Source organism: Streptomyces sp. NPDC127068, from assembly GCF_042724695.1.
GTDB lineage: Bacteria > Actinomycetota > Actinomycetes > Streptomycetales > Streptomycetaceae > Streptomyces.
On the sequence record NZ_JBHXEN010000009.1, the window covers coordinates 72,743 to 96,253 of the forward strand.

Annotated in this window: 27 protein-coding genes and 1 pseudogene; 20 read left to right on the forward strand and 8 right to left on the reverse strand. The window is 69.1% G+C overall.

The genetic code is table 11. The features are described from left to right. Nucleotides 1-622: 622 nt before the first annotated feature. A pseudogene (locus tag ACFWIA_RS07790) lies at nucleotides 623-772 on the forward strand (DUF255 domain-containing protein); the annotation flags it as partial. Nucleotides 773-851: 79 nt separating this feature from the next. Continuing rightward, entirely contained in the window at nucleotides 852-1,001 is a 150-nt protein-coding gene (locus ACFWIA_RS07795; RefSeq protein WP_387001450.1) for a hypothetical protein, read from the forward strand. Nucleotides 1,002-1,165: 164 nt separating this feature from the next. Here ACFWIA_RS07795 and ACFWIA_RS07800 read toward each other — a convergent pair whose 3' ends face one another. The 6 genes from ACFWIA_RS07800 to ACFWIA_RS07825 all read right to left on the reverse strand — a co-directional run bounded on the left by ACFWIA_RS07800 (nucleotide 1,166) and on the right by ACFWIA_RS07825 (nucleotide 6,006). Beyond that, nucleotides 1,166-2,590, reverse strand: a complete 1,425-nt coding sequence (locus ACFWIA_RS07800) for a restriction endonuclease (protein WP_387001451.1) — start codon at nucleotides 2,588-2,590, stop codon at nucleotides 1,166-1,168. A 62-nt stretch (nucleotides 2,591-2,652) separates the two neighbouring features. Beyond that, nucleotides 2,653-3,453 (reverse strand): serine protease, encoded by an 801-nt coding sequence (locus ACFWIA_RS07805; protein WP_387001453.1) that lies wholly within the window; start codon nucleotides 3,451-3,453, stop codon nucleotides 2,653-2,655. A 163-nt stretch (nucleotides 3,454-3,616) separates the two neighbouring features. Beyond that, nucleotides 3,617-3,772, reverse strand: a complete 156-nt coding sequence (locus ACFWIA_RS07810) for a hypothetical protein (RefSeq protein WP_387001455.1) — start codon at nucleotides 3,770-3,772, stop codon at nucleotides 3,617-3,619. 98 nt (nucleotides 3,773-3,870) lie between these two features. Beyond that, nucleotides 3,871-4,245, reverse strand: a complete 375-nt coding sequence (locus tag ACFWIA_RS07815; protein WP_387001457.1) for a hypothetical protein — start codon at nucleotides 4,243-4,245, stop codon at nucleotides 3,871-3,873. Nucleotides 4,246-4,952: 707 nt separating this feature from the next. Continuing rightward, nucleotides 4,953-5,582 (reverse strand): hypothetical protein, encoded by a 630-nt coding sequence (locus tag ACFWIA_RS07820; RefSeq protein ID WP_387001459.1) that lies wholly within the window; start codon nucleotides 5,580-5,582, stop codon nucleotides 4,953-4,955. After that, a complete protein-coding gene (locus ACFWIA_RS07825) occupies nucleotides 5,572-6,006 on the reverse strand; it encodes a hypothetical protein (RefSeq protein WP_387001462.1) in 435 nt (144 codons plus the stop codon). Before ACFWIA_RS07825 ends, ACFWIA_RS07820 begins: the two co-directional genes overlap by 11 nt. A 537-nt stretch (nucleotides 6,007-6,543) precedes the next feature. On the opposite strand from ACFWIA_RS07825, the gene ACFWIA_RS07830 reads away from it, so the two are divergent. The 18 genes from ACFWIA_RS07830 to ACFWIA_RS07915 all read left to right on the forward strand — a co-directional run bounded on the left by ACFWIA_RS07830 (nucleotide 6,544) and on the right by ACFWIA_RS07915 (nucleotide 21,503). Next, on the forward strand, nucleotides 6,544-7,287 hold the full coding sequence (locus tag ACFWIA_RS07830) for a DUF2786 domain-containing protein (RefSeq protein WP_387001464.1): 744 nt from the start codon (nucleotides 6,544-6,546) through the stop codon (nucleotides 7,285-7,287). Nucleotides 7,288-7,354: 67 nt separating this feature from the next. After that, nucleotides 7,355-7,597: a hypothetical protein gene (locus ACFWIA_RS07835; protein ID WP_387001466.1), complete on the forward strand. Its 243-nt coding sequence runs from the start codon at nucleotides 7,355-7,357 to the stop codon at nucleotides 7,595-7,597. Between the two features lie 27 nt (nucleotides 7,598-7,624). Beyond that, nucleotides 7,625-8,080: a DUF6197 family protein gene (locus ACFWIA_RS07840; RefSeq protein ID WP_387001467.1), complete on the forward strand. Its 456-nt coding sequence runs from the start codon at nucleotides 7,625-7,627 to the stop codon at nucleotides 8,078-8,080. A gap of 107 nt (nucleotides 8,081-8,187) precedes the next feature. Further along, nucleotides 8,188-9,966, forward strand: a complete 1,779-nt coding sequence (locus ACFWIA_RS07845) for a ParB N-terminal domain-containing protein (protein WP_387001469.1) — start codon at nucleotides 8,188-8,190, stop codon at nucleotides 9,964-9,966. A gap of 65 nt (nucleotides 9,967-10,031) precedes the next feature. Then, nucleotides 10,032-10,451 (forward strand): hypothetical protein, encoded by a 420-nt coding sequence (locus ACFWIA_RS07850; protein WP_387001472.1) that lies wholly within the window; start codon nucleotides 10,032-10,034, stop codon nucleotides 10,449-10,451. Nucleotides 10,452-10,589: 138 nt separating this feature from the next. Next, the gene (locus ACFWIA_RS07855) at nucleotides 10,590-11,807 is read left to right on the forward strand and encodes a hypothetical protein (protein ID WP_387001474.1); all 1,218 of its coding nucleotides are present in this window, start codon (nucleotides 10,590-10,592) and stop codon (nucleotides 11,805-11,807) included. Nucleotides 11,808-12,190: 383 nt separating this feature from the next. Further along, nucleotides 12,191-13,309, forward strand: a complete 1,119-nt coding sequence (locus ACFWIA_RS07860) for a hypothetical protein (RefSeq protein ID WP_387001476.1) — start codon at nucleotides 12,191-12,193, stop codon at nucleotides 13,307-13,309. A 463-nt stretch (nucleotides 13,310-13,772) separates the two neighbouring features. Further along, nucleotides 13,773-14,405, forward strand: coding sequence for a hypothetical protein (locus ACFWIA_RS07865; protein WP_387001478.1), 633 nt, complete (start codon nucleotides 13,773-13,775; stop codon nucleotides 14,403-14,405). Nucleotides 14,406-14,422: 17 nt separating this feature from the next. Then, a complete protein-coding gene (locus ACFWIA_RS07870) occupies nucleotides 14,423-14,830 on the forward strand; it encodes a hypothetical protein (RefSeq protein ID WP_387001479.1) in 408 nt (135 codons plus the stop codon). A gap of 127 nt (nucleotides 14,831-14,957) precedes the next feature. Continuing rightward, nucleotides 14,958-15,824, forward strand: coding sequence for a hypothetical protein (locus tag ACFWIA_RS07875; protein ID WP_387001481.1), 867 nt, complete (start codon nucleotides 14,958-14,960; stop codon nucleotides 15,822-15,824). Nucleotides 15,825-15,943: 119 nt separating this feature from the next. Next, nucleotides 15,944-16,366, forward strand: coding sequence for a DUF6409 family protein (locus tag ACFWIA_RS07880; protein ID WP_387001482.1), 423 nt, complete (start codon nucleotides 15,944-15,946; stop codon nucleotides 16,364-16,366). 315 nt (nucleotides 16,367-16,681) lie between these two features. Further along, nucleotides 16,682-18,151, forward strand: a complete 1,470-nt coding sequence (locus ACFWIA_RS07885) for a DUF3560 domain-containing protein (RefSeq protein ID WP_387001483.1) — start codon at nucleotides 16,682-16,684, stop codon at nucleotides 18,149-18,151. A 71-nt stretch (nucleotides 18,152-18,222) separates the two neighbouring features. After that, on the forward strand, nucleotides 18,223-18,816 hold the full coding sequence (locus tag ACFWIA_RS07890) for a hypothetical protein (RefSeq protein WP_387001486.1): 594 nt from the start codon (nucleotides 18,223-18,225) through the stop codon (nucleotides 18,814-18,816). A 61-nt stretch (nucleotides 18,817-18,877) separates the two neighbouring features. Then, nucleotides 18,878-19,306, forward strand: a complete 429-nt coding sequence (locus ACFWIA_RS07895; RefSeq protein WP_387001488.1) for a DUF6197 family protein — start codon at nucleotides 18,878-18,880, stop codon at nucleotides 19,304-19,306. Between the two features lie 35 nt (nucleotides 19,307-19,341). Beyond that, nucleotides 19,342-19,740, forward strand: a complete 399-nt coding sequence (locus ACFWIA_RS07900) for a DUF6181 family protein (RefSeq protein WP_387001491.1) — start codon at nucleotides 19,342-19,344, stop codon at nucleotides 19,738-19,740. Next, nucleotides 19,737-20,342 (forward strand): DUF6349 family protein, encoded by a 606-nt coding sequence (locus ACFWIA_RS07905; protein WP_387001494.1) that lies wholly within the window; start codon nucleotides 19,737-19,739, stop codon nucleotides 20,340-20,342. The genes ACFWIA_RS07900 and ACFWIA_RS07905 overlap by 4 nt, the downstream gene beginning before the upstream one ends. A 200-nt stretch (nucleotides 20,343-20,542) precedes the next feature. Next, on the forward strand, nucleotides 20,543-20,821 hold the full coding sequence (locus ACFWIA_RS07910; protein WP_387001496.1) for a DUF6211 family protein: 279 nt from the start codon (nucleotides 20,543-20,545) through the stop codon (nucleotides 20,819-20,821). A 28-nt stretch (nucleotides 20,822-20,849) separates the two neighbouring features. Next, nucleotides 20,850-21,503: a hypothetical protein gene (locus ACFWIA_RS07915; RefSeq protein WP_387001498.1), complete on the forward strand. Its 654-nt coding sequence runs from the start codon at nucleotides 20,850-20,852 to the stop codon at nucleotides 21,501-21,503. Between the two features lie 281 nt (nucleotides 21,504-21,784). Here the strand turns inward: ACFWIA_RS07915 and ACFWIA_RS07920 are convergent, their stop codons facing one another. Together ACFWIA_RS07920 and ACFWIA_RS07925 are read right to left on the reverse strand one after the other, a co-directional pair. Next, the gene (locus ACFWIA_RS07920) at nucleotides 21,785-22,018 is read right to left on the reverse strand and encodes a hypothetical protein (RefSeq protein ID WP_387001500.1); all 234 of its coding nucleotides are present in this window, start codon (nucleotides 22,016-22,018) and stop codon (nucleotides 21,785-21,787) included. A gap of 347 nt (nucleotides 22,019-22,365) precedes the next feature. Beyond that, nucleotides 22,366-23,037, reverse strand: coding sequence for a hypothetical protein (locus ACFWIA_RS07925; RefSeq protein ID WP_387001502.1), 672 nt, complete (start codon nucleotides 23,035-23,037; stop codon nucleotides 22,366-22,368). Nucleotides 23,038-23,511: the final 474 nt, after the last annotated feature.

Consider the following 23,511-nt stretch of genomic DNA (forward strand, 5'->3'; position numbering starts at 1 on the left):
CTCAAATGACGTTGCTGGGGGCTCGCGCGGACGCATGCTGACGAATTCACGCCACGGACTTGCCTTGAGGGGCTGAAGGCAGTGCGTCATATGCTTGTGACGTAAGACAGTAAGATGGGGCGTTCTCGTGGGCGAGTGGGCGATCGGGCATGACGCACGGGGTGTCCACTGACCGAATTGCTGACCGCGGCCCTGCTCGCGTTATCGTTGAAGATCGAAGTGGCCAAACGTCAGGGCGTACCTGCGCGAATGGTGTCTACCTCTGTGCGATTGCGCCCGGCGGTAGGGGAGGCGCCGTCGTACAAGCTGCCGCCCGGATGAACGAACCTGCGAAGACGACGAACAAGGCGTGGCTCGCCTGCGCGTGGTCCTCGGGTCGAATCCAGCCGTAGCCTCCGCGCAAGGCAGTACAGTCGGGGCGCTCTGGCCTGGAGTGTGCTGTGGCCAGTGTGCATCGGGAGGTGCGGGAGTGCTGGGAGAGCTGGGCACCCCGGTGGGCCTGGCTGGAACAGCGGAGGAAGAGCCCGGATCGAGAAGGGCTCTTTGCCCCTTCGTCGACGCTCCTGCTGTTGCGGTTGGCATGCTCTGGGCCGGCCGCCCCAGAGCATGCGACGATGCTGGTATGAACCGACTGGCAGACTCCCAGTCGCCCTATCTCCTCCAGCACGCCTCCAATCCGGTGGATTGGTGGCCATGGGGAGAGGAGGCGATGCAAGAGGCCAAGCGGCGCGACGTTCCCATCCTTCTCTCGGTGGGCTATTCGTCGTGCCACTTAGCCTGCTGACCACTGGTGCCAATGACTTAACACAACCAGGTAGTCCTGACCTGGGGTGTTGTCAGGGGGTAGTCGCGTGGACACGTACGATGAGGAACTGGGCAAGAACATAGAGGCTTGGGTGGACGCCGAACTGGCCGCCTCACCCGAGTGGGGGCCCGAGAAGTACGACCTCATCCGCCAGCGCTTGGAGGACAGCGCGCCCGCTGTCGTCGCTGAGGAGTAGCGGCCGGAGCCGCGGACTGCGGCATACGCGGCAGCGCCGTGCGAGGCCGCGGTACCTGTCCTCTCGCACGGCACCACATGGCAGCAGGTTGACGAGGTCCAGCCGTCGCCGCCGGTGGTGGAGCAGGGCGAGCCAGTGCTGAGAGTGATCAGCCGGCTGTTCGGTCAGCTCGGGCTCGTGGTCGGAAGGCTGAGCTTGACCAGGACCGGCGTGGGCTTCTGGGTGTTACCGGAGGCGTCGGCGAGCAGCCAGCCCTCGGCCCGAGCGGCGCTGGTGCGCTTCACTGTGAGGTCGGTGGCCCGGTTGGCGGTGAAGGTCAGGAGTTCTGTCCAGGCTGGCGCGTTCCGGAGGTTGAGGCGTTGGAGGCTTCCGTCGAGAGAGCCGTAGGTGCTGGCCGCGATGATGGTGTGTTCGTCCGGGCCGGTGGCCGCGCGAGGGTCGGGAAGGGCGGAGGTGATCCAGTCCTCCTTGTCGGCGGACGGGTTCTTGCTGACGTCGACAGGGGTGCTGTGCCCGGCGCCGCTGAGGAAGTGCCGCTCATCGGCGAGGTGGACGGCCCGCATGCCGTTGGGGAAAGGGACATCGTGGCGGGTCTCGTCGCCCGGCCGTTCGCCGATACGGCTGATGGTGACCGATCCGCCGAACAATCCCCCGACCTGGTTGTAGACCCACAGGGTGCCGTCCCGCCCAGCTTCCAGGGTTGCGTAGCCGCCGAAGCCGCCGGCCACGAGCTGAAGGTCGCGGGTCTTGGGGTGCCAGCGTACGAGCGCGCCGCGGCACAGCACGGTCACCGAGCCGTCGATGCCGCCGACGGCCCGGTCTTCGGTGCCTGGCAGAGCCAGGGCCCATTTGGTCTTGCTGGTCGTGGTGTGGAGTTCAACGACGCCAGCGTTGGTCGTGATCAGGAGCCGGTTGCCGGGAACGGCACTGATTCCGCTCGGGTGCTGATCGGACTGCCAGACTCCGGTGAACTCCACGCTGGCGTCGACATCTTCGGCGCTGGTCTTGACGATCGGCCAGGGCGGCGGCGTCTCGGCTGCCCGCGTAAGCGCGGGAACGTCCGGTTCGGCGTGCCGGGGGACGACGATGTCGGCCAGGGGGACCAGCCGGTTGCCGGAAGCGGCGGTCTCGCCGTACAGCCGGTGCAGCAGTTCCTTCGGGTCGAGCAGCCCGCACAGGGCGGCCTCGATGTGGGAGTTGTCCATCAGGAGCAGCTCGTTGTGGCGGTTGATCCACTCCAGCGCGTTCGAGTTGAAGCCGGTGGCGGACAGGACGATGGCGCGGGTACCCGGAGGGCGGGTGGAGAGCCGCTCAGAGAGCTTGGTCAGAGGGTCCGCGCTGAGGGGGTCGGCCTCCCACTTCGCCTCAAGGATGTAGTTGTGGCCGATCGTGAAGAAGACGTCCGTCTCGTCCCTGCCGCGGACCCCGATCACGCTGGGCCGGGCCTCGTGTCCCCACGCCTTGAGGACGTTGGCGATCAGTGTGTTGAACGCCTGCCCCCGCTTCTGGGGGGTCAGGCCAGGGCCGTCGCGCAGACCTTTGTAGGTGGCGAGGAGGTCACGAAGCCGCAGAGTGAGGGTCAAGTCCACCGCGTCATCCTTGCACCTGGCCCGGCCCGTGGTGGTGCCACGGGCCGGGCCAGGTGGTTAAGTCAGATGCCGGTCTTGCTGGTGATCCAGGTGTGGTGGGCGGCGACGTTGGTGTAGACGGCGGGGAACCGGCTGTTGCACACGGAGTGGCCCCAGCTGACGATGCCGAGCAGCCGGCCGTTCTGGGCGAGCGGGCTGCCGCTGTCGCCTTCGCAGGGGGCCAGGCCGGTGGCTTTGTCGAAGGTGCAGACGTGGCCGGTGGTGATGTTCTGGCCGTACCAGCGCAGTTGGCACTCGCCGAGGGTCAGGGTGGTGACGGTGGCCTGCTGGAGGGCGTTCGGCCACGGGCCGTCGCTGCTGAGCTGGCCCCAGCCGGTCACCGTCGCGCTCCCGCCGGGGTACGCGGGCGGGTCCGGGAGAGCGATCGGCTGGACCAGCGGGGTGTAGACGATCGGCGTGCTCAGCTTCAGCAGGCCGATGTCGTTCGGGACGCCGGCGGCGTTGCCCTTGTAGTTCTCGTGCCGGATCACCTCCTGCACCCCGTAGGCCGTGCCCGCCGGATCGATGGTGTTCGACCCGACCACCACCCGCATCCGGTCGGCCCTGGCATTCTCCAGGCAGTGGGCCGCGGTCAGCACCCACCGCTCGCCGATGACCGACCCGCCGCACCCGGGCAGCCAACCGCCGGAAACCCGGGACTGGAGCAACACCTGATACGGATACGCACCCGCCGGGGCATCCGACCCGCCCACGATCGCGGACGCCCGCCCCGCCCCGCCGCCGACCAGCCCGGCCGTCACCAGCACCGCTCCCAGCGCCGACGCCACCACCCGTCCGAACCGGCCGCTCCCGCGCACCCTCATGCCGCCACCCCCGCCCGACGCTGCACCCCCTTCTGTAGGGGGTGCGATCGTTTCGGAGCGTGGCGGTCAGGTACGCGGGCTGGCAAGCGGTGAACCGGCCGTTCCCGGACGGCGGGTACGGCCGGTTCACCGCAAGGCGCGGCCGGCCTGGCAGGGCGCCGGTTCAGGCGCCGATGCCGATGGTGAGGCTGAAGATCTCGCGTACGGAGGTCCCGAACGTCACCAGGGTCACGGACCCGAGCAGAGCGAACGCGGACGCGGAAAGTACAGACGCGGGGAGTGCGGTGGCCGCTGTCGCGGCGCGGCGGATGGCGGTCATGGGCGGGTCCTTCTCACAGGGCTCGGGCGGGCGCGGTCAGAGCGGGGCGATCACGGGGCCGAGGGCGTAGATCAGGGCGATGATGGCGTCGGTCAGGGTCATGGAGTCCTCTTTCCGGGTTCGGGTTCGGTGGTGTGCGTGCAGCGGCAGGCTGGTTGTGCGGCCTGTTGTCTTTCGAGGTGGTGCAGGCGTCGGGAGAGTTCCTGGACGGCGGCGATCAGGACGCCCTGGCCGTCGACGACGTCGATGGTGGTCTCGCGGCGGCCGTAGCCGAAGGCGGCCCGCCAGTCCTGGGCCATGGGGCCGATGTGCAGGGTGTCGGGGTCCCAGTCGTAGCGCCACTCGCTGACGGGCAGGTCGTCCAGGAGCGCGAGGATCTGCGTACGGGCGAGGGGTTCGGCCCTCTCGGTCCTCGGGGGCCGGGGCCTCAGGAATGTCGAGGCGAACCCCCGGACCAGGGCGGCGATACGCATGGCGGACTCCGGGCGGCGACGGTGCTGGAACCGCTCGCCGGGTGCTGGATCGTCGGGACGGGTCAGGTGAGAGGCTTGATGTCGTGTTTCACGTCACGGTTGCTCGTGATCAGGGGGATGATGATTGGTTCGAGGGCCTTGATGATGGCGAGCAGAGCGGCATCGATCACGGTGGATCTCCTCGGTCGCGGGCGTAGACGGATCGTCATCCCATCAGCCTGGCGCGGTCGTTCGCGGGGAAAGATCGAAAGTGATCACCGGTGGCCGGATTCGGTCATGCCCTGGTGGGAGGGAAGATCCGTACCCCGTCCAGCAACGAGGGCACACCCCCCACTGCGTTGGCTACCTGCCTCACCGGCAGGGCCGTGTCCGTCGTCGGGGGGGGGCAGGGCTGCGGACCACCGGACCGCCCGCAGGACGCGGCCCCGAAAGCCGCCCGACCGCCGGCGGGAGGCGCCACGGAACCCGCCACACATCCCGCGCTGCCGGACACGGCACCCCGCCCGCACCGGGCTTGGCCGGGCTGCGGCAGGTGTATCCCATCCGCAGCAGCGGCCCGCTGGCGCACGGGCGGTGGAGACCGGCTAGCGCCCTGGACCCGCATCCCGCGGGGCCCGGGGACGGTGGTCACGCCCTCAGAACTGCTCCACCGACCGTAACGCAACGCTGTGACATCGTCCGTCCGGTGCGCGAGGCGGGCCCGGTCGTCACCAGAGGCTCAGCGGGCGGCCTTCCGCGATTGTGGTATGCACCCGTGCCGCGATCTCATCTTCGGTCTCGTCGCGGGCCAGGCCGGCGCGGATGGCGGCGCCGATGGCGCGAGATCGTCCAGCGGGGCCGCGGAGGTCCGCGAGCGGACTACCCGGGTCGCGCCGCCGGGCCACCCACTCGGCCCGGTTCTCCGCCGCCGTGCCCAGCCGCAGGTGCGCCGGCTGCTGACAGGAGTGGGCATCGCAGGTGTGGCAGACAGTCAGGTCGGTGCCCCATCCCAGCCGCGGGATGACGCCGTGCGCGAGCTGGTACCCGTACAGGTGTCCCGGCACCGTCCCCCGTCGCGTTCGGCCGGGCCGCGAGGTGGCCCGGAAGGTTGCGTGCCCGGTGCTGGAGATCCCGCCGGTGAAGAACCAGCACCCGGTGGACGGGTTCCGGTGCACCTTCGCCCAGTACCGGGCCCGGACCGACTCGTCGGCCAACCACGCCGCCCACTCAACCGCAGCTATCCGTACGGGCGTCGGTTCGCCGAGCAACGAGAGCTGCTCGTCAACGGGAGCGCGCCCGGACACCTTCACCGCAGCAAGCGGGAAGAGCCCGAGCCCGGAGCCGTTCTCAGCCGGCATCGGCCAGGCCGCCGGCCGGCGCGGTGGTCGGGGCAGAAGCAGACGGTGCAGCGGCAGCGGCGCCGGTCTTCCTGGCGCGGCGGACCGGGCGGGGGCGCTCGGCGCGGGCACGCAGCTCCTCGATCACCTCCTTCGCGCGAGCGGCGGTAACAGGCTTCGCCTCGCGCTCCAGCTCCTCCGCCGTGACGCCGAGCAGCTGCGCGACCAACTCGGCGTCGTTGTTGAACAGTCGGAGGACCGCCGCAGCAGCTTCCCGCGCCGCGACCTCGGCGTCCTCCTTCGTCTTCGCCGCCGCCACCGCGGCCTCCCGCGTGGCCAGGGCGCTGGCCGCCGCCAACTCCCTTGTCCGCGACTGGATCTCCTCGATCGCACGAACCCGCCGCCGCAGTTCCGCCGCGCTCACCGACGCCGTCGAAGTGCTCACCCGTTCTCCATCCCAACCGAATACGTGTTCATCGCGCGCACCGTAAGCACGGCTCCGCGGACACCTCAAACTTCGGTCGCAGAAGCCGGTCGTACCTTCTTTCTTGCCTCCGGCGGGTCCTACTCGGAGGGGGTGGGGGGCTGGTTGGTTGGGTGCCGCGCCGTTGTGGTGCGGGTGGTGAAGGCGGGGTTCCCTCCTCGGTCGGACACCCGGGGGGCGTACCAGGAACCCGTTCACGGTGTCCAGGCCGAGCCGCTTCGCGGTCGCTTCGCGAGCCTGGACACCGCGCCCGGAACCCTGGTGCGGCGGAGCTGTCCGACCGAGGAGGGAACCCCGCCCAGGCTCGTTGTGGCCGGGCCCGGCCGGGCGGGTGCGGGTTGGTGGTTGGGGAAAAGGGCAGGTCAGGGCTTGTATCTGGGTTGACCGAGACCCCTAGAACGTGGTTTAATTAGTTATGTCGGAAGGGGAGGGCAACCCCCGACCGGCACACGGAAGGCCAACCGGCCACCGACAACACCTCTCACCAGGAGCAGAGCAATGGGAACCCCCCAGCCTGACGTGAACCCCAAGCTGGCCACCATTCAAGCGCTGTTGGCCAAGGCCGAGGACCCCGCCGCTTCCGAGGCGGAGGCCGAGCTTGCCCGTACGCGGGCGATGGAGATGATGGCGAAGTACGGCGTTGACGAGGCTCTGTTGAGCGACGGCCAGCCGTCGCGTGACAAGATCACTGACCGCAGCGTCGACCTACCCAATCCGTGGTCCATGTCCCGCGTCCGCCTCATGTGCTTCATCGCTCAGTCCGTCGGTTGCAGGGCCGTCCACATGGGTGTGCACGGGAACGTACGCCGCGTCCACGTGGTCGGTTACGAGTCCGACATCCAGCGCGCCGAGATCCTTTACGCCTCGCTCGTTCTCCAGATGATCGGCGGACTCAACACCCAGGTTGTCCCGTACGGCGTCCGTAGCGCGCGGGCGTGGCGGAACTCGTGGACGATCGGCTTCATCGAGCGCGTCATCGAACGACTCGAAGCGATCGAGAAGGCCGCTCGCGCCGCCGCCAGCGGTGAGACGTCGGCCACCGGCCGCAGCGGTGAACTCGTGCTGGCCGACCGGGACGCGATGGTCCAGGCCGCCTATCGCCGAGAGCACCCGCAGGCGCGTCCGTCGCGCGGCTCGTACAGCGGCAGCGGGTACGGCGACGGAGCCGCCGCAGGCAACCGCGCCGATATTGGAGGCACCCGCCGCATCGGTGCCAAGGCGGCCGGAGCGCTCGCAGCCTGAACGGCTCATCCCAGCCGGGGCGGCAGCGCGCCGCCCCGGCCCCCGACCGCCCGCCGAGGAGTCCCGCATGTATATGGAATGGGCCACGTTCGCCAAGGCCGACGAGAACGGTCGTCACTACTTCCAGGTCTACAGCTTCCCCCAGGAGTGGGCCGCCGCGACCCCGAAGGTCCCCGGTACCGGCCGGATCAGCGAAGCCGCCGCCCTTGCCTACTCGATTATCTGCGCGTCCGGGTGGCAGTGGCAGACGCCGTGTCATTGCGTCGAATGCACCAGCGAGGGCAAGTCCACCCAGCGCAGCAGCTCTTGACCGTCACCAACCCGCCAGGAGAAGACGATGCCGTCCCTGAAGTCGCCGTCCGCCACCTCCGCCCGCATCCTCACGGCCGCCGCCGCCCACATCGAACGCGTCGGGCTTTACCAGGGTGACCACCTTTGGCAGCCCGGCCGGATGGGCGGCACTGCCCCGTGCACCGTTCTGCACGCATGGGACCGAGGCGTACGGGCCGCCCGGCCCCGCTGGTCAGTGCGCGGTGAACCGTGGAACATCTTCCAGCGAGCCCTTACCGACTCTCTGACGGTTCTGAGCGACCACATCAATGGCCGCCCCGTGCCCGGCGTCCGGTGGCGAAAGTTGCGGCTCACCGAAGACGCCTACCGCCGCACCATGCTGTGGTGCTGGGGGGACGAGCCCGAGCGGACCACCGCCGAGGCCGCCGCGATGATCCGCACCGCCGCAGCCCACTGCCCGAGTGACGGCGATCACTCGAACCCCAGTTGCCCCATCACGTAGAACATGGTTTAATTAATGGTGTCGGAAGGGGGAGGGCAACACCCCCGACCGGCACCCCCACCGGGCCGAGCGGCCCGACGGAACTCTCACCAGGAAGAGAAGGAACGATGATCAACACCAAGGCCCAGGCCGGCGTCCAGGCTGCCCCCGCCCCGTGGCCGACCCTCACCGTCGCCGAACTCGCCGCGCACCCCGGCAATCTCCGCGAGATCGAGACCCCGGCCGATCTGCTGGCGGACGTCAAGGAGACCGGCGTTCAGGAACCGCTGTACGTGGTCAGGACCCACGGTGACGTGCCGCAGATCATCGACGGGTTCCAGCGGCTCGCCGCCGCCGTCGCCGCAGGGCTGGAGACCGTGCCGGTCACGTCCCGCCCTGTCGTCCGGATCGACGCGCTCACCCCGCACCCGAAGAACGCCCGGGAAGACCTCGATGTCAGCGCGTCGTTCGTGGACTCCCTCCGTGCAGAGGGGTGCCGCATCCCCGTCAAGATCCAGCGGCTTGACGGCGGAGTTCTCCAGGTCAACGACGGAAACCGCCGCTACTACGGGTCCAAGGACGCGGGACTCACCCACCTTCCGTACGAGTGGGACGACGACGACCGCGACGCGGCAGGGCAGTTCCTCGACATGATCACGACCGCCCAGCACCGCAAGAGCCTCACCGCGTCGGAGATGAATCAGGCCATGTTCAGCGCCGCCGAGGCGGGCGCGCAGGTCGGCCGCATCGCCAAGGCCGCAGGTGTGCGGCAGAAGGACGTGAAGACCCTGGTCAAGGTCAGGTCCGACGAGAAGCTGAGCGCCGCCGTCACGGGCGCGAGCGACTACGAGTGGACGTTTGAGCACTTGGCCGCGATCACGGAGTTCGCCGACGACCCCGAAGCGCTCGCCGCGATCACCGAGGCCGCCGCCCAGGATGACGCGGACGCCGGAGACGTCGAGTGGGCCATTGCCGTCGAGCGGACCAAGCGCGACAAGCGGGCCAAGGCCGAGGCGCACCGCGCGGAGCTGGAGGCGGCCGGGCAGAAGATCAGGGATGCCGAGGAGCTGTCGGAGCGCGCCTTGCCCGTCTGGCGGTTGCGCGGCATCAGCACCGAGGAGCACGCCGGGTGCAAGGGACTGGTGTGGGTGTTCGACGAGCGCCGGGGGGACCGGTACGAGCCGCACTGCTCCGCCCCTGGTCTGTACGGGCACACGGTGCCCGAGAGCGCCAGCGGTAGCGGTAGCAGCAGCGCAAAGACGACCGCCGAGAAGGAGGCCGACCGTGCCGCCCGTGCCGCCGTCAAGAAGGGCAACATCGATTGGGACGCCTCAGAGGCCCTGCGCCGCAAGTGGATCACCGATCTGATCAAGCGCCGCACCCTCACGAAGAACATCACCAACACCCTGATCGGCCACGTCAACGAGGCGCTTCTCAGCGGCACGTGGGGAGTCTCCGACGACCTGAACAAGGACGGCACCACCAGCATCCTCGCCGGATTCCTTGGCCTGAACGCCCAGCAGACCAAGGACCGGAGCAGCTTTGCCGGGCATGTCGCCAAGGACCCCCGCCGAGCCCCGCAGCTCCAGTTCGCGGCCATCGCCGCAGTCCGCGAGAAGAGCGCGACACGGTCGGCGTGGCGGACTGACGACCAGCACGCCCCGTGGGCACGGAAGCCCACCGGCCAGTGGTTCAGGGTGCTGGAGTCGCTGGGATACCCGCTCACGCCCATCGAGCAGTCGGTAGTGGACGGCGAGCCGTACGACCCGGCGAAGAAGAAGGCGCGCGCCGCGCTCCCGAGTGGCAGCGAGCCGGAGGCCGACCAGGAGCCCGGCACCGACGAGGAGTCGAGCGAGCCGGAGGCCGAGGCCGACGACCCGGCGAGCGACGACGAAGCCGCCGCCTAACCCCCCAGCCGCCCGACGCCGGGGGCGGGCACCGCCCCGCCCCCGGCCGCCCCAGGAGCCCCACAGTGACCCGTACAGCTCTCTTCGAGACCACCGACGACCACGGTTGCGGATGCGTCCCCGCCCCCGCCGAACCCGACCCCGGCACCACCGCCGACATCATGCAGGCCCGCGCCATCGCGGGCGGACTCGCGGAGTTCGGCATCGGACCCGCCCGCTGGTCCGCCGCCTACGACCACCAGGCCGCCGCCGTCGTCCTGCGCGTGGACACCCCGCGCGGACTGTACGCACTCGCCATCCCGGCCCCCGGCCAGCCGTTCCCCGTCCACCACCGGCGCGAGCGCATCGGAGCGCTGGACTGCCGCCGCACCTACGGCACCGCCGACAGCTACACCGCCGCCCTCTTCGCCGCATTCCTGCGCGACCGCGCCGCACTCGACATACCCGGCAAGGATGCTTGCCCCACACCCACAAACATGGTTTAATTAATGGTCTCGGAGGGGGAGGGCAACACCTCCTCCGACACCACGGGCCGCCAAGCAGCCCAACCCCGGCCGTACGCGGAGGGCAACCCGCCCCGGCCGGGTGTTCTCCCTCTTCTCTCACCAGCAGGAGCACCCACGATGACCAGCGCAGCCATGCGTTTCTCCGTCCCCGCCACGGCAGAGCCCCGAGTCCGGCAGCTTGTCGAGGCGACCAATGCCCGCGCCGCCGTCCACCAGCTCAGCTCTTACGCGCTCGACATTTCCGCGCCGTTCCTTGCCGACTACCACGACGTCGACGGCCGCCTGATCGGCAAGCGCCCGACCGTCACCGTGACGATCTCCGGTGACATCCCGCGCCACCACGGCTGGACCGTCCTCGCACGACTGGACCACGACGAGGAGGGCGAGACGATCGTCAGTCTCTTCCCGGGTCTGCCCGAGCAGGACGCCGAGGCCGTACGCGAGTACCGCGCCGTCGAGAACTTCTGTCACGGGTGCGCGGTCGCCCGGCACCGCACCGCGACCTACCTTGCCCGCAACGAGAACGGCGAGTTCCGGCAGTTGGGCACGACGTGCGTCGAGCCGTACACCGGTCTGCCGATCAAGGGCCTTCAGGCGCTGTGGCGATTCGGCACGCTGAAGGATTCCGATTGGGACGGCAACGAGGGCGGCATCCCGGCCGATCTCCGGGTGCCAGTGGTCGAGGTGCTGCGGGTTACCGCAGCCATCGTGAAGGCCGAAGGCCGGTTCTACAGCCGGTCGGAGCAGTGGAAGAACACCGTGCCGACCGCCGACGGCGTCGAAGCGTACTTCTTCAGCAGCAAGGCACCGATGGAGTGGCGGGCCGCGCTCGACGCCGACCCCGACGCGACGGGCACCGCCGCCGCCGTCCGGGCGTGGGCGGTCCAGGGGTACGGCAGCCTTTCCGACTACCGCCACAAGGTGGGCCAGTTGGCCAAGGTGGAGACCGTCGACCCGCGCCACCTGCCGACGCTCGTGTCCGCCATCGCGGGTTGGTACCGCGACCAGCAGAAGGAAGCCACCGAGCGGGCCGCCCAGAACAGCAAGCCGCAGGGCACCGTGGGCGAGCGGATCACCACCGCCGCCACCGTCACCACCGTGATCGAGCTGGAGGGCCGGACGTACGGCTACCACGAGCAGCGCCGCCGACTGGTGAAGTTCCAGGACCCGAGCGGCAACGTGTTCGTCTGGTTCAGCTCCGCCGCCGACATCCCCGACCAGGGCGATGAAGTCAAGCTGACAGGCACGGTCAAGGACCACAGCATCTATGGCGAGACCGCACAGACCGTGCTCACCCGGTGCCGCGTCACGGAACGCCAGCCGGTAGCGGCGTAAGGCCATCGGCCGGGCGGGGAGGCCCCCGTCCGGCCGGACCCCGGCCGCCGGGCCGTGGTGTGGGCGGCATCGAGCCGCCCACACCACGCTCGCCCACCACCGGGGGAGCCACCGGCACCTCGGCGGCCGGCCCCAGCGCACCGACCGTGAAAGGACGTCCCTGCGGGACGGCTCAGCGTGGCCCGGCTCGCAGCCGGCCGGAACGTCCGGGCCGCGGGCGGCCCTCCCGCCCCGTCCGGACGCCGGGCCGAAGGACGTGCCCTGCGGGCACGACGGCGCTGTCCGTCGCGCTCCGCGCGACCAGGGGCGGCAACCCCACGACGGGGTTCTGCGGGTTCCCCGACCGCGACTCCACCGAGACACCCCACGACAAGGACGACCCCATGCCCGAGGACGAGTACGGCGCCAACCCGCAGACGCGGCCTGGCCCGCCAGGAGAACCGACCCCGCGCACGTGCCTCCAGGTGGCCAGGCAAGCCGCCCTCCTGGCCGCCACCGCATCCGACGCTGCCATGACCGCCGTGTGCCGAAGCCGCTCCCGCAACACCGCTCACCTGGAAGCGGTCATGCACGCAGCCCACCGGGAAGCTGTCGAAGCTGAGGAGTGCGCCGACCGCGCGGAGCGGTACGCCGACGACCCCGCCATGCCCGCGAGCGCACTGGTGTACTGCGCCCGGCGAGCTGTGGACTATGCCGTGCTTGCCCAGTCGGCCGCTGGCGTCGAGACGACGGCGGCCGATCTGCGGGCTGAGTTGCAGCGAACCTTGACGGCTGGCGAGCGCGCCGAGCGGGAGAGCGTCCGTCGCCGAGAGGAGGCGTGGCAGGAGGCCGCGGAACGGTCCGCCACCGGTATGGACAGCGAGAACCGCACCAACAAAGAGGCAGTGAACCAGCACCTTGCGGAGAGGCACGTCGCCGCACTCGGATGGACGGCCGGACACGCCCAGGTGCTGGAGGCCGCCGAGACCGGCCGCCTGTACTGGCGAGCCGGGCGGGCCCGGCAGGCGGCACGGCACGGCGTGTGGAGCGGCGGTCGTCGCATCAGCCGGGACAGGACGAAGGAGCTGTTCGCCGCTCGGTTCCTCGTCGCCGTCCGCCAGGACGACGGCGCCCGCGTCCTGACCCCTAGCCCGATGGGCCAAGTCGCCCTAGAACTTGCCCGTCTGCACCCGGCCGGCCTGCACACCAGCGACCAAGCCGCCTACGAGGCGCGGTTCGCCAAGGTCCGCCGACGGTACAAGCGCCGCGACGATCAGAAGGCCGCCGCCCGCCGTCTGCCGCCGCTCAACTCCAGCGCATGGCGGCTGTACCGGAGGCCGATCACGCTCACTGAACAAGATGAACGTGCCGAACGTGATGCGACCCACCAGTGGGAAGGAGAAGGAGGATACTGCCCCGCGGTGAGAGCACCCCACACCGCAGCCTCCCCCGCCAAGACCGCGCCGGCCCCACAGACCTCTCACACGAGCTGGGAGTCCGCTGAGCAGCCCACCTTGTGGTGATGCATCGTTGGTGCTGGTGTCAGGGATTTTTTGCCTCCGGCGGGTCCTACTCGGAGGGGGTGGGGGGCTGGTTGGTTGGGTGCCGCGCCGTTGTGGTGCGGGTGGTGAAGGCGGGGTTCCCTCCTCGGTCGGACACCCGGGGGGCGTACCAGGAACCCGTTCACGGTGTCCAGGCCGAGCCGCTTCGCGGTCGCTTCGCGAGCCTGGACACCGCGCCCGGAACCCTGGTGCGGCGGAGCTGTCCGACCGAGGAGGGAACCCCGCCCAGGCTCGTTGTGGCCGGGCCCGGCCGGGCGGGTGCGGGTTGGTGGTTGGGGAAAAGGGCAGGTCAGGGCTTGTATCTGGGTTGACCGAGACCCCTAGAACATGGTTTAATTAGTTATGTCGGAAGGGGAGGGCAACCCCCGACCGGCACACGGAAGGCCAACCGGCCACCGACAACACCTCTCACCAGGAGACAGAGATGGAACAGCGGCCCACCGTCGCAGACCTCGCCCACCCGGTCGCCGTCGAACTCGGCGGGAACTGGCGACCGCAGCAGGCGTACCACGGTGTCAAGGAGCTGGACCACGCCGCCACCCTCACCCACCTCGACGGCCGACAGCTCCACTTCTCCGAGCGCTTTGACGACCCCGGTCATCTGCACATCCGAGGCGCGTTCCCCCTCACGGACTACCCGTTCCGCAAGGGAGAGCGCGACAGCGTCCGTGTCGCCATGACGGAGGACCCGGGAAGCATCGCGAACCTGATCTCCCGCGACCTGATCCATGTGCACCGTGGCGTTCACGAGCGCGTGAAGGAGCACAACCGGCAGCAGGCCGAGGCGCGGCGGGGCATCGAAGAACTTGCCCGCGACCTCGCCGCGCGGCTTCCCGGGGCCCGAGCCCGGGTCGACGGGACGAGCGCCTATGTCTACATGGACCTTGAGCCGGGAGAAGTGCGAATTGGTCTTGACGGGGATGCGGTGAACATCGTACTCAACGACACGCCCCGGATTATCGCCGACGCCGTCGTGTTCGCGGTGAGCCGATTCCTTCCCCACGTCCAGACACCCGAAGGCGAGCACGGCGAATACGTCGACGTTTACGCCCTTTAGCCCCGAGATTTCAGGTGGTGCGTTTCCCGCAGCGCGCCGCCCCCTTGCAAGAAGTGAAAGGCCATCCAGTGAGCGCCGACATATTCGTCATCCAACCGCGATGGACCGTGCAGGCTCCGCACCTACGTTGCACCCTGAAGCGTGCTCTTGCTGTCCAGTCAACACAGAGCGTGTGGCCCAGCGTCGAGCACATTGATAACGCCGTGGCGATGGTCTACGGCGATCAACTCCCGGACCACCGCCGGTGGGAGCTAACCCATTCTCAACTCTGCACACTCAAGATCGCCATTGAGTGGCGCAGGGTCAAGCGCGCGGCAAGTGACAACGAGATTGCCCCCGATATCCTCGAACTCTGGAAAGACATTGAGGACGAGGTCTTGGCCGCGCACGCAGTGAGCAACGAAGCGGGTTTGTACGGGATTTAAGGGGTTGCTCATCCCGTAGAAGCATGGTTTAATTAGTGGTGTCGGAGAGGGAGGGCAACACCCCGGACTGACACCCCCGGTGGGGCCGACCGGCCCCACCGGAATCTCTCACCAGACAGGACGCGACATGCCCCGCAAGTCGAAGATGACCGACGAAGAGCGCCGCGCCTACAGCGCCAAGATGCGCGGTGACCTCGAAGCCGTGATGGACCGCGCGTACGGCGCGATGGTCGGCAGTGAAGAATTCTGGGCCACCGTCATGCGCACGGCCGCGACCCTTGACGATCGCAGCCCCGTCAACTGCGTTGCCGTGGCCGCCCAGTGCCCGCACGCCACCCGCGTACTCAGCTCTGGGGACTGGCGCAAGGCTGGACGTCACCCGCTCAAGGGCTCCAGCTCCATCCGCATATGGACGCCGATCCGGCGACGGTCCGAAGGTGCTCAGGAGGGCACCGTCGAGAGTGGGCGGGAGGCCGCCACCGGCACCGCCGCCGAGGGGGAGGCGCGGAAGGTGTCCGGATTCAAAGCCGGACCCGTGTTCGACATCAGCCAGACCGACGGCGACGCCTACGAGTTGCCCGCCGCCGCCAAGCTCGACGCCGACGCCATCCGGGATGTGCTGGTCGGCCAGTACCGCGACCGGTATCGCGAAGACCCCGAGCAGGCGGGAGGGTTCGACTTCACGCGGGAGGCCCCCGACAACGCCGTCCGCATCCTGCTGTACGGCCACGCGTGGCGACGGATCACCGAGGTCGACGCCCCACTTCCCGGGCAGCACGCGGCCGAGGTCGCCTCAGCCGCTCATGTCGCCGCGCTGATCCTCGGCGTCACCCCCGGACCGGCCGTCATGCCCCCGCTCGCGGGCGTCATCACCCAGGGCAAGAAGCCACCGGTTCACGAGTCCGCCGTCCGCGTCATCGAGACCGGCCGAGCCATCGCCCACGCCGTTGCCGAAGCCGCCGAGCGCCGCCGTGAACTTGTCCCGGCTGGTTGACCTCCACCCAAGAACATGGTTTAATTAGTGGTGTCGGAGGGGGAGGGCAACACCCCGGACTGACACCCCCGGTGGGGCCGATCGGCCCCACCGGAATCTCTCACCAGACAGGACACGACATGTTCACCACCCGGCAGACTCCCACCGCTCAGGGCTTCTCCACCTCGACGCTCGTTGTGGCCGGACCCTGGTTCCAGGGCCACCAGTTCGACACCCTTCCGGCCGTCGTCGTCGGCCCCTTCGGTGGACCGGAACTCGCGGACGAGGCGACTACGGTACTCGTCTGGTACTTCACCCTCGGTGCCCCGCAGCCCGGCGCAAGCGTCCAGGCGATGTTCCCGCACGAACTGACGCGGCTGGACGACACGCTGACCACGATGCACTCGGACACGTTCCGCGACATCGCCCGCAGCCTGCGCCGGGGACGGTTCGCCTACGACGACGGGGACGCACTCCGCGCCGCCGTGCGTCAGGCATGGCGCGAGCGCACCGGACTGGCCGACGCCGACCCGGCCGCGCGCCACACGCTCCACCGCAACTGACCACGGCCCCACCGGTCCGGGGGAGGGCAACACCCCCGGACCGGCAGGCCCTCAGTACGCAAGCGGACACCCCTTCGGGGCGGCAGCAGCAGGTCCGGTGCGTTCACCGCCGTCGGCCGGCTCCGCCGACCAACGACGGGCACCGGACCGCGAAGGACGCGCCCCGCGGGGGCGCGGCAGCCCCTGCCGTCGCGCAGGGCGCGACGGCGCGCGAGCCGATCGTCCCTCACGGCCCGCGTCCGTGGTGCAGCACCGCTGCCAACGCAAGGTCCGGCCAGGCCGGACCGAAGACTCTCACCAGAAAAGACCGGTTCAGTGACTATCGAGATCACACACACCCGCCGTGAAGGAACCCTGATCGAGGGTACGAGCCGGGGCGACGGATCGTCCGAGATCCTGCGGCTCCGCAAGTACGGAAGGACCGGACGCCAGCCCTTCCGATGGAGCAGGAACCTTGACTGCTGGTACCTCCCGCACAGCCGCGACCACGCCACCAACACGCCCTCGCTCGAACTCCTCGCCCAACGCCTTCGAACCGCGGGCTTCGAGGTCACACTGACCATCGACAACGCGGACCGCCGCTCGTTCGCCGAGGCCGAGCAGGACCGGGAGGAGAGGGCCGACGCCCGAGCCGAGCGGTTCGGCGGATACGCCGACAACGCCGCCCGGAACTCGCAGGCCGCGTGGAAGAAGAGCCACGACATATCCGAGCGGTTCGCCTACGGTCAGCCCACCATCGTCGGTCACCACTCCGAGGCCCGCGCCCGCCGTGATCACGCGCGGATGAACAGCTCGATGCGCAAGAGCATCGACGAGAACGACCGTGCCGACCACTGGACCGGCCGGGCGGAGGCCGCCGCGAACTACGAGGCGTTCAAAAAGAACCCCGGCCGCACGCTCCGCCGTATCGACACGCTGCGGGCCGACCTCCGCGCCGTCGAGAAGTGGCAGCGCGGCGAGTCCGCCAAGGGGTACTTCCGCACCCCCGCGGACCCGGAATTGGAGATCGAGCACCAGGAGCTGACCGAGGAGATCGACCACTGGGAGGCGGTCATCAAGGAGGCCGAGGTCAAGGGCTTCAAGGTCTGGTCGAAGACCGACTTCAAGCGCGGTGACTTCGTACTCCGCCGCGGCACTTGGTACGAGGTCCTGCGGGTCAACGCGAAGTCGGTCACGATCCCGCACATCCACTACGGCATCGGTCAGCGCATCGTACGGCGCGGCACGGATGACCGAATCGGAACGTGGACGGCCCCGTACGACGAGGTGTCGGGACGCAAGAGCGCCGACGAGATGCAGCAGACGCCCCAAGCCCAGGGGGCTGAACACCAGGAGCGGGCCGAGCAGTCTGCGCCGGTCGAGGAGTCGGTACAGGCGGCCGAAGCGTGCCCCATGCGTCACTCCAGCCAGTGGGACGCAGAAGCACGTCGCTGGGCTGACCACCACACCCCCGAACTCAAGCCGATGCTCGCGCCAACCCCGGCCGCATGCGTGAACCGGCAGGACGATGCGGCGCTGGTACTCATCACCTCGAAGAACTCCCGCCGCTCCCGCAAGCGCGCTCTCTGGGCGATGACCCGCCGCGAGGCACAGGCCGTGTGCGGCGACCCCCGCACCTCCGGCCGCTCGTACATGCTCACCTGGACCGACCTCCCCGGCGTCGAAGGCGTCGACTGGGAATGGGTGCCCGACAACGGCAGTCTCGACCCGGTCCTTTCGGACCTGAGCGTCACCCCGTGCCGTGAATGGACCGCCACCACGCAGGCCCCCGCCGAGGCTGCGTAACCACGCCCCGCCCGCCCCAGCGGCCGAGCGCGCAGGGGCGGGCCCCTCTCTCACCAGAACAGGGCACCACCATGACCACGCAACTCCCCGAACGGCCCGTGACCATCACCGTCCCGACGTACCGCGTCGGCGCCCCCGACATCCAGTGCCGCTACCCGGTGATCATCGGCAAAGACCAGGTCATCGGCCGCGCCTACAGGTGGCACCGGGATTGGCTCGTCCTCACCACCGAGGGCGAACGCAACCTCCGCCGCCCGCCCAAGGGGACCCCCGGCACCGACATGGCCGCCGCCCATCTCGCGGAGCAGTACGCCGCCGGTCGGATCGGCAGCGTGCCCCTGGACCAGGTTCTCGCCGAGGCCCCCACGCCGTTGTGTGGACCGGTGCCTCTTCTGCACCCGCGGATGCCGGTCAACGATCGCAACATCGCGGGCGCCCAGATTGCGTTCGCAGGACTCCGGGCCCACCACTGGAGGGCAGTCCTCACCGGGTTCCCCGGCAGCGATAACCACTGGCTCCTCAGCCGCGAATTGTGCGACTGGCAAGGCCCGAAGTTCTGGAGCCACTTGCGCGGGCGCAACGGCGAGCCGCCGAGCGCGCGCCGTCACAAGGGCGGGTGCATCGGAGAGGACAAGGTCCGCCAACTGATCCCCGCATACCACTAACAGCCCGACCGAGGGGCGGCGGCAGCACCCCGCCGCCCCTGTTCTCCTGGAGGACATCACCATGCCGATCCGCTACAGCCCCGAGAGCATCGTCATCGCGGACACCCCGGCCGAAATCCTGGAATGGGCCGCCTGTCACATCGAACACGTCGGCATCCACCAGGGCCCCCGCCTGTTCGCCAGCCCCGGCCGCACGACCACCCTGCCGTGCTGGCCGCGCGGCGCCCTCGAAGTCGCCGCCGGACAAGCGCGGGGAGCGGCCGGCCGGACGTACGACTGGGACCGCATCCACCGCGCCCGCGACGGCGCGTACGCCATCCTCGCCGAAACCCTCGCAGGCCACCCCGTCGACGCCGACGAGCCCGCCGCCGCGAAGACCCTGCACCGCGAGGTGATCGACAAGTGGAGCGCCGAACCCGACCGCACCGCCGCCGACGCCGCCCACGCCTTCCGCACCGCCGCCGCGCACGCCAATCACGCCCTCTTCTGACCCCCTCCACACACCCCTCGAAGGTCAGCACCACCATGGACGAGACGACAGAATCCCGCAGCACCACCAGGACGCCGACCCGCCGAGGAGCCGCTACCCCGAGCCGGGACGGCGTCCACCGAATCAGCGTTCCCCTGCACCCCCGCCTCAGCGCATCCGAGCTGATCCACGTACTCCTCGCCGCCCCCGCGGAGACGGACCTCAGTGACCTTGACCCCGTGGAGGTGCGGTCGATCATCGCCGACGTCCTCACCCGGCACGGCTATGACATCCTCACCCGGTCCCAGTCCTGCCCCTCCTCCGACCGCCACCAGGACGCCCGCCGCGCAGTCCGCCGCGCGTACGGCGCCCGGTTCCTCGACGCACCCGCGGAACAGGCCGTACTAGCCGATCCGCTGCGAGAGGTCCTTGCCGTCAGGAGCGGAGAACGGTGACCGAGACCACCCCCCAACCGATCGGCGCACGGGCACGACACACCTACTACTGGCAGGTGCGCAACGCACGAACCCGCGCCCTCCAGAAACAGAACCCAGCGGAGACCTGGCACATCCAGGCCGGACACCCGGGCGGCTCGTACTCCGACCTAGGCCACGACCTCACGCCACCCGGGCACCACACCCCGACCCTGCTCACCCGCAGCCGCCCCGGCAGCCAAGCCGATGACGAGTTCCGGGGAGGGTGCCTCCGCTGCGACTGGGAAGGACCAACCCACCGCGGCGAACGCTGGAGCAAGGCCGACAACACGGCGATCGAGGATGCCCACGACCACGCGTTTCCCGGCTGGCGCACCCTGCCGCCAATCACCAGGGTCAAGGAACGGCAGGAGGTTCCCCGCAACCGACGCCTATGGCACCAGGCGACCTCTCTGTACCCGGCCGGGTGGGTGGAACAGGGCGCCCCACGCCTGGCCTGGAGCCGCTACCGCCACGAAGCCCACGTCCCACCGCACCGGGGCCGCCCCCGATACGAACTCCGTATCGACCGGCCGCGGAGCCACCGGGGCAAGCACCCGGCTGATCAGCAGGCCCTCTTCTGATGAGCGCCGTCCTTCGAGCCAGGGCCCCACCACGTCACAGTAAAGGTGGTTTAATTACTTCGCCGTCCGCGGAGCAGGGCAACCTCCGACCGGCCGAGCGTCGAACTGACGCAGCACCATCCAGACAAAGAGCGACGGCCAGCGCACAAGGGCAACAAGGCGCTGGCCGTCAGTGTTCTCTCACCAGAAAGAACCCCACCATGCTATGCGATCGACACCCCGACTGTCCCCAGCCCGGCGACTTCGCCCAGCTCAAGAGAGGTAACAGCATCGGAGCCGAGCACACCGACAGCTTCGTCATCGTCGAGGACTTCCGTCCGACCGGCCGGCACCTTGTGCTCAACCATCCCGCCGACCACCCCGGCCGCGCCGACTGGGCCGCCGCCGTCCCCCTGGACGAGATAGCCACCCTCACCCGGCTCGAACCCACCGGCAGCCGCACGTGGGCGCCGGCACCGGAACCGGACGACCTCCCATGACCACCACGACCCCGAACAGGAGACGACCGTGCCCCGCAAGACCGGCCGCACGCTCTACTCACGAGCGGACCTACGCAAGGTCCACAACATCAGTGAACCGACGCTTCAGAACCTCTGGACCGACCGGGAGAACAACGGTCACCCGCCCGTCACGGAGACCATCGACGGCGTCATGCACTGGGACGCCGACACCTGGGCGAAGTGGCACCACGAGCTTCAGCGTCAGCGCGCCGCCGCGAACACCACGAACCCGCCGAAGCTCGACGGCGACCCCGAGGAAGAGGTGGGGCCGGCCGAAGCGGCGAAGGTCTGCGGCTTCGCCGACTCCGCCACCGTCTCCCACTACGTCAAGAACCCGCCCGAAGGGTGGCCCGCGCCCGACGGCTGGGACGAGCTTCCGACCCGGCGGCGCCCGAAGTGGAAGAGGTGGCGGCTGTGGCAGTACCTCGCCGACCGAAAGGGGCGCGGTCACGCCGGCGGACGGCCCAAGGGCCGCCGCGGGCTGGCCTACCCCTACCAGGGAGACGAACGGCTGACCTTCGCACGGCGGGCCATCGCGGAGAACCCCCGCGCGACGAACGCCGAACTGATCCCCCAGCTCCAGGAACAGACGGAGAAGACCTACTCCCGCCCAACCTGGAACCTCATCCTCAAATCCGCCCGCGAGCACCCCGAGGAGTGACCCGTGCCCGAAGCAAGCTGTCCCCGCTGCGGCGGCCCGCTCGGTGAACGTCCCGCACGTTCCCGTCTGACCATCGATCGGCAGGTCGCCGTCTGCACGCCGTGCGGAACGGACGAGGCGTCCCGTGCAGCGGCAGGCCAATCGCCGATCCCGTTCGGTGATTGGCCCCACTGAGTCATGTGACTGGTACGCAGGCCCTGGCCTCGTGCCAAGGCGCAGAGTGGGGCGGGCTTGTTGACCCGCCCCACGTGCCAGCCACCCGGGGTGCGAAGACGTGAGTCCTACAGGAGGAGCAGGGCGAACACGCCGAGGAACAGAGTCATCGTTGCGACGAACGCACCTCCTCCCACGGTCAACGCCGTCAAGGGGCTGCCCTTGGCGGCATAGAAGAGGAACGCTGTCGCAAGAGCGACCACGAGGGAGAAGAGTACGGCGATGACGACAAGCATCAGCCGGGTTTTGAAGTTCGGCAACACGCGGGTCTGAACCCAATCCGACTCGCGGCAGTCGAGCACGAGACAAGGCAGCCTCAGCCCAACCACCTGACAACAGTGGCCATGAGCTGAGGACCCGCCGACGTTTCAGATCCGCGCGGAGCCGACCCGCAGGTACCGGCTGCCCCCCAAGAATCTTGTGTGTCGGGTTCGCGGTGAGGGTTTCGGTTGGGTTTCGCTCCTCCGGCACGCCGACCCCGGGGGAACGGAGACCAGCAGGGGCTTGCCATTCCCGAGCAGCCTCGCGTACGCCTCTCTTGAGCGCTCCCATCGTGGCACGGTCGAATGGCCGCAGATGGATGCTTCGCCGAAATCTGATGATGACTGTGCTCAATTGACGGGGCAGGATCAGACGCACTTGCCATGCTTCATGCCAAGGTGTCGATCTTGGTGCGGCAGGCGGTTCGCAACACGTTCAACTGTGCGACCGCGTCTTGGTAGGGCGGCGCATCGGGATCGATGATCACCTCCGTGACCAGAGCCTCCAACGCCATCCGTGTTTCGGAGGGGATGACGAAAGTCCCGTACTGGTGGAACCCCGTCTCCACCTTGTTGCGGAGCGTTCTGTTCAGGTCGTCCCAAGCATCCTCGGTGGCGTACCGAAGGTCTTCTCGATCCGTCACCGAGCCGCGCCTCAGTCTGTCCAAGCACCGCTCCAACTTTTGCGCACGGCTGTCCAGTTCCGTCGCGAGCCTTCGCACGCGCGCGAACACTCGCGACGACGCGACTGCCAGACCGATCGCCATGCTCAGAGAGGTGGCGAAGACTCCAGGTGAGTAGCGCGCGGGGATCGGCAGGCTGCGGACCAAGCAGATGAGGCCCAAGGTGCCGCAGGCCATTGCGCATATCTGAAGGGCCGCCGCCCACGTGAGCCGCCCTTTCAGGCGCTCGTAGGCGAACGAGGTCGGTTCCTGCACGCCTCCGCCAATGTGGAAGCACCAGATCATCACCAGTGCCAGACCGGCTTCAACTGGCTCATCCGGCAGGAAACTGGCCGCAGCCGTCACGACCAGGCCAAGTGCCACCACGTACGCGGTCATCGGGACGAACGTGATGACCCGATGCCAAGTCTCCGAGCGGGCAACGAACCACGGCTTCACGATCCAGTATGAGCTGAGTAGTAGGAGGGCCGAAAGAGCGGCTGACCCGCGGAAGAGTGCTGACGAGCCAGTGCCGAGTGACACCACCGTGAGGGCGATTGCCGTTGCGGTGGTGGCCGCTCCGCCCCACAGTCGCCAAGGGGCTGAATCGGCCCGAGTCAAGGGGAGAACTGGATCGGGTATCACGGACGGCCTCCTCGCATCGAACGGCGCCTGTCATTCCGACAGTGCTGCCATCGAGGTAAGCACCCGCTACTGACAACCGAGTGCGAGCCGATTCCGGTAACAGCGGGACTGGCCGCATGCTCGCTGGCTGCCAGGAACTACGCCGTCGCCCGCCTCTCCGAGACCACCGCCTTGAAGTACGCGATCCTCGCCCGCCAGCTCCTCCGCCCCGAACTCGGCCTCTCGGAC

Coding starts and splice junctions, on each gene's coding strand:
- ACFWIA_RS07830 (WP_387001464.1), top strand. CDS start 6,544: ATGGGAACCCCCCAGCCTGACGTGAACCCCAAGCTGGCCACCATTCAA.
- ACFWIA_RS07810 (WP_387001455.1), bottom strand. CDS start 3,772: ATGACCGCCATCCGCCGCGCCGCGACAGCGGCCACCGCACTCCCCGCG.
- ACFWIA_RS07845 (WP_387001469.1), top strand. CDS start 8,188: ATGATCAACACCAAGGCCCAGGCCGGCGTCCAGGCTGCCCCCGCCCCG.
- ACFWIA_RS07855 (WP_387001474.1), top strand. CDS start 10,590: ATGACCAGCGCAGCCATGCGTTTCTCCGTCCCCGCCACGGCAGAGCCC.
- ACFWIA_RS07910 (WP_387001496.1), top strand. CDS start 20,543: ATGCTATGCGATCGACACCCCGACTGTCCCCAGCCCGGCGACTTCGCC.
- ACFWIA_RS07900 (WP_387001491.1), top strand. CDS start 19,342: ATGGACGAGACGACAGAATCCCGCAGCACCACCAGGACGCCGACCCGC.
- ACFWIA_RS07820 (WP_387001459.1), bottom strand. CDS start 5,582: ATGCCGGCTGAGAACGGCTCCGGGCTCGGGCTCTTCCCGCTTGCTGCG.
- ACFWIA_RS07925 (WP_387001502.1), bottom strand. CDS start 23,037: ATGACCGCGTACGTGGTGGCACTTGGCCTGGTCGTGACGGCTGCGGCC.
- ACFWIA_RS07815 (WP_387001457.1), bottom strand. CDS start 4,245: ATGCGTATCGCCGCCCTGGTCCGGGGGTTCGCCTCGACATTCCTGAGG.
- ACFWIA_RS07805 (WP_387001453.1), bottom strand. CDS start 3,453: ATGAGGGTGCGCGGGAGCGGCCGGTTCGGACGGGTGGTGGCGTCGGCG.
- ACFWIA_RS07840 (WP_387001467.1), top strand. CDS start 7,625: ATGCCGTCCCTGAAGTCGCCGTCCGCCACCTCCGCCCGCATCCTCACG.
- ACFWIA_RS07880 (WP_387001482.1), top strand. CDS start 15,944: ATGTTCACCACCCGGCAGACTCCCACCGCTCAGGGCTTCTCCACCTCG.
- ACFWIA_RS07875 (WP_387001481.1), top strand. CDS start 14,958: ATGCCCCGCAAGTCGAAGATGACCGACGAAGAGCGCCGCGCCTACAGC.
- ACFWIA_RS07890 (WP_387001486.1), top strand. CDS start 18,223: ATGACCACGCAACTCCCCGAACGGCCCGTGACCATCACCGTCCCGACG.
- ACFWIA_RS07835 (WP_387001466.1), top strand. CDS start 7,355: ATGTATATGGAATGGGCCACGTTCGCCAAGGCCGACGAGAACGGTCGT.
- ACFWIA_RS07860 (WP_387001476.1), top strand. CDS start 12,191: ATGCCCGAGGACGAGTACGGCGCCAACCCGCAGACGCGGCCTGGCCCG.
- ACFWIA_RS07895 (WP_387001488.1), top strand. CDS start 18,878: ATGCCGATCCGCTACAGCCCCGAGAGCATCGTCATCGCGGACACCCCG.
- ACFWIA_RS07865 (WP_387001478.1), top strand. CDS start 13,773: ATGGAACAGCGGCCCACCGTCGCAGACCTCGCCCACCCGGTCGCCGTC.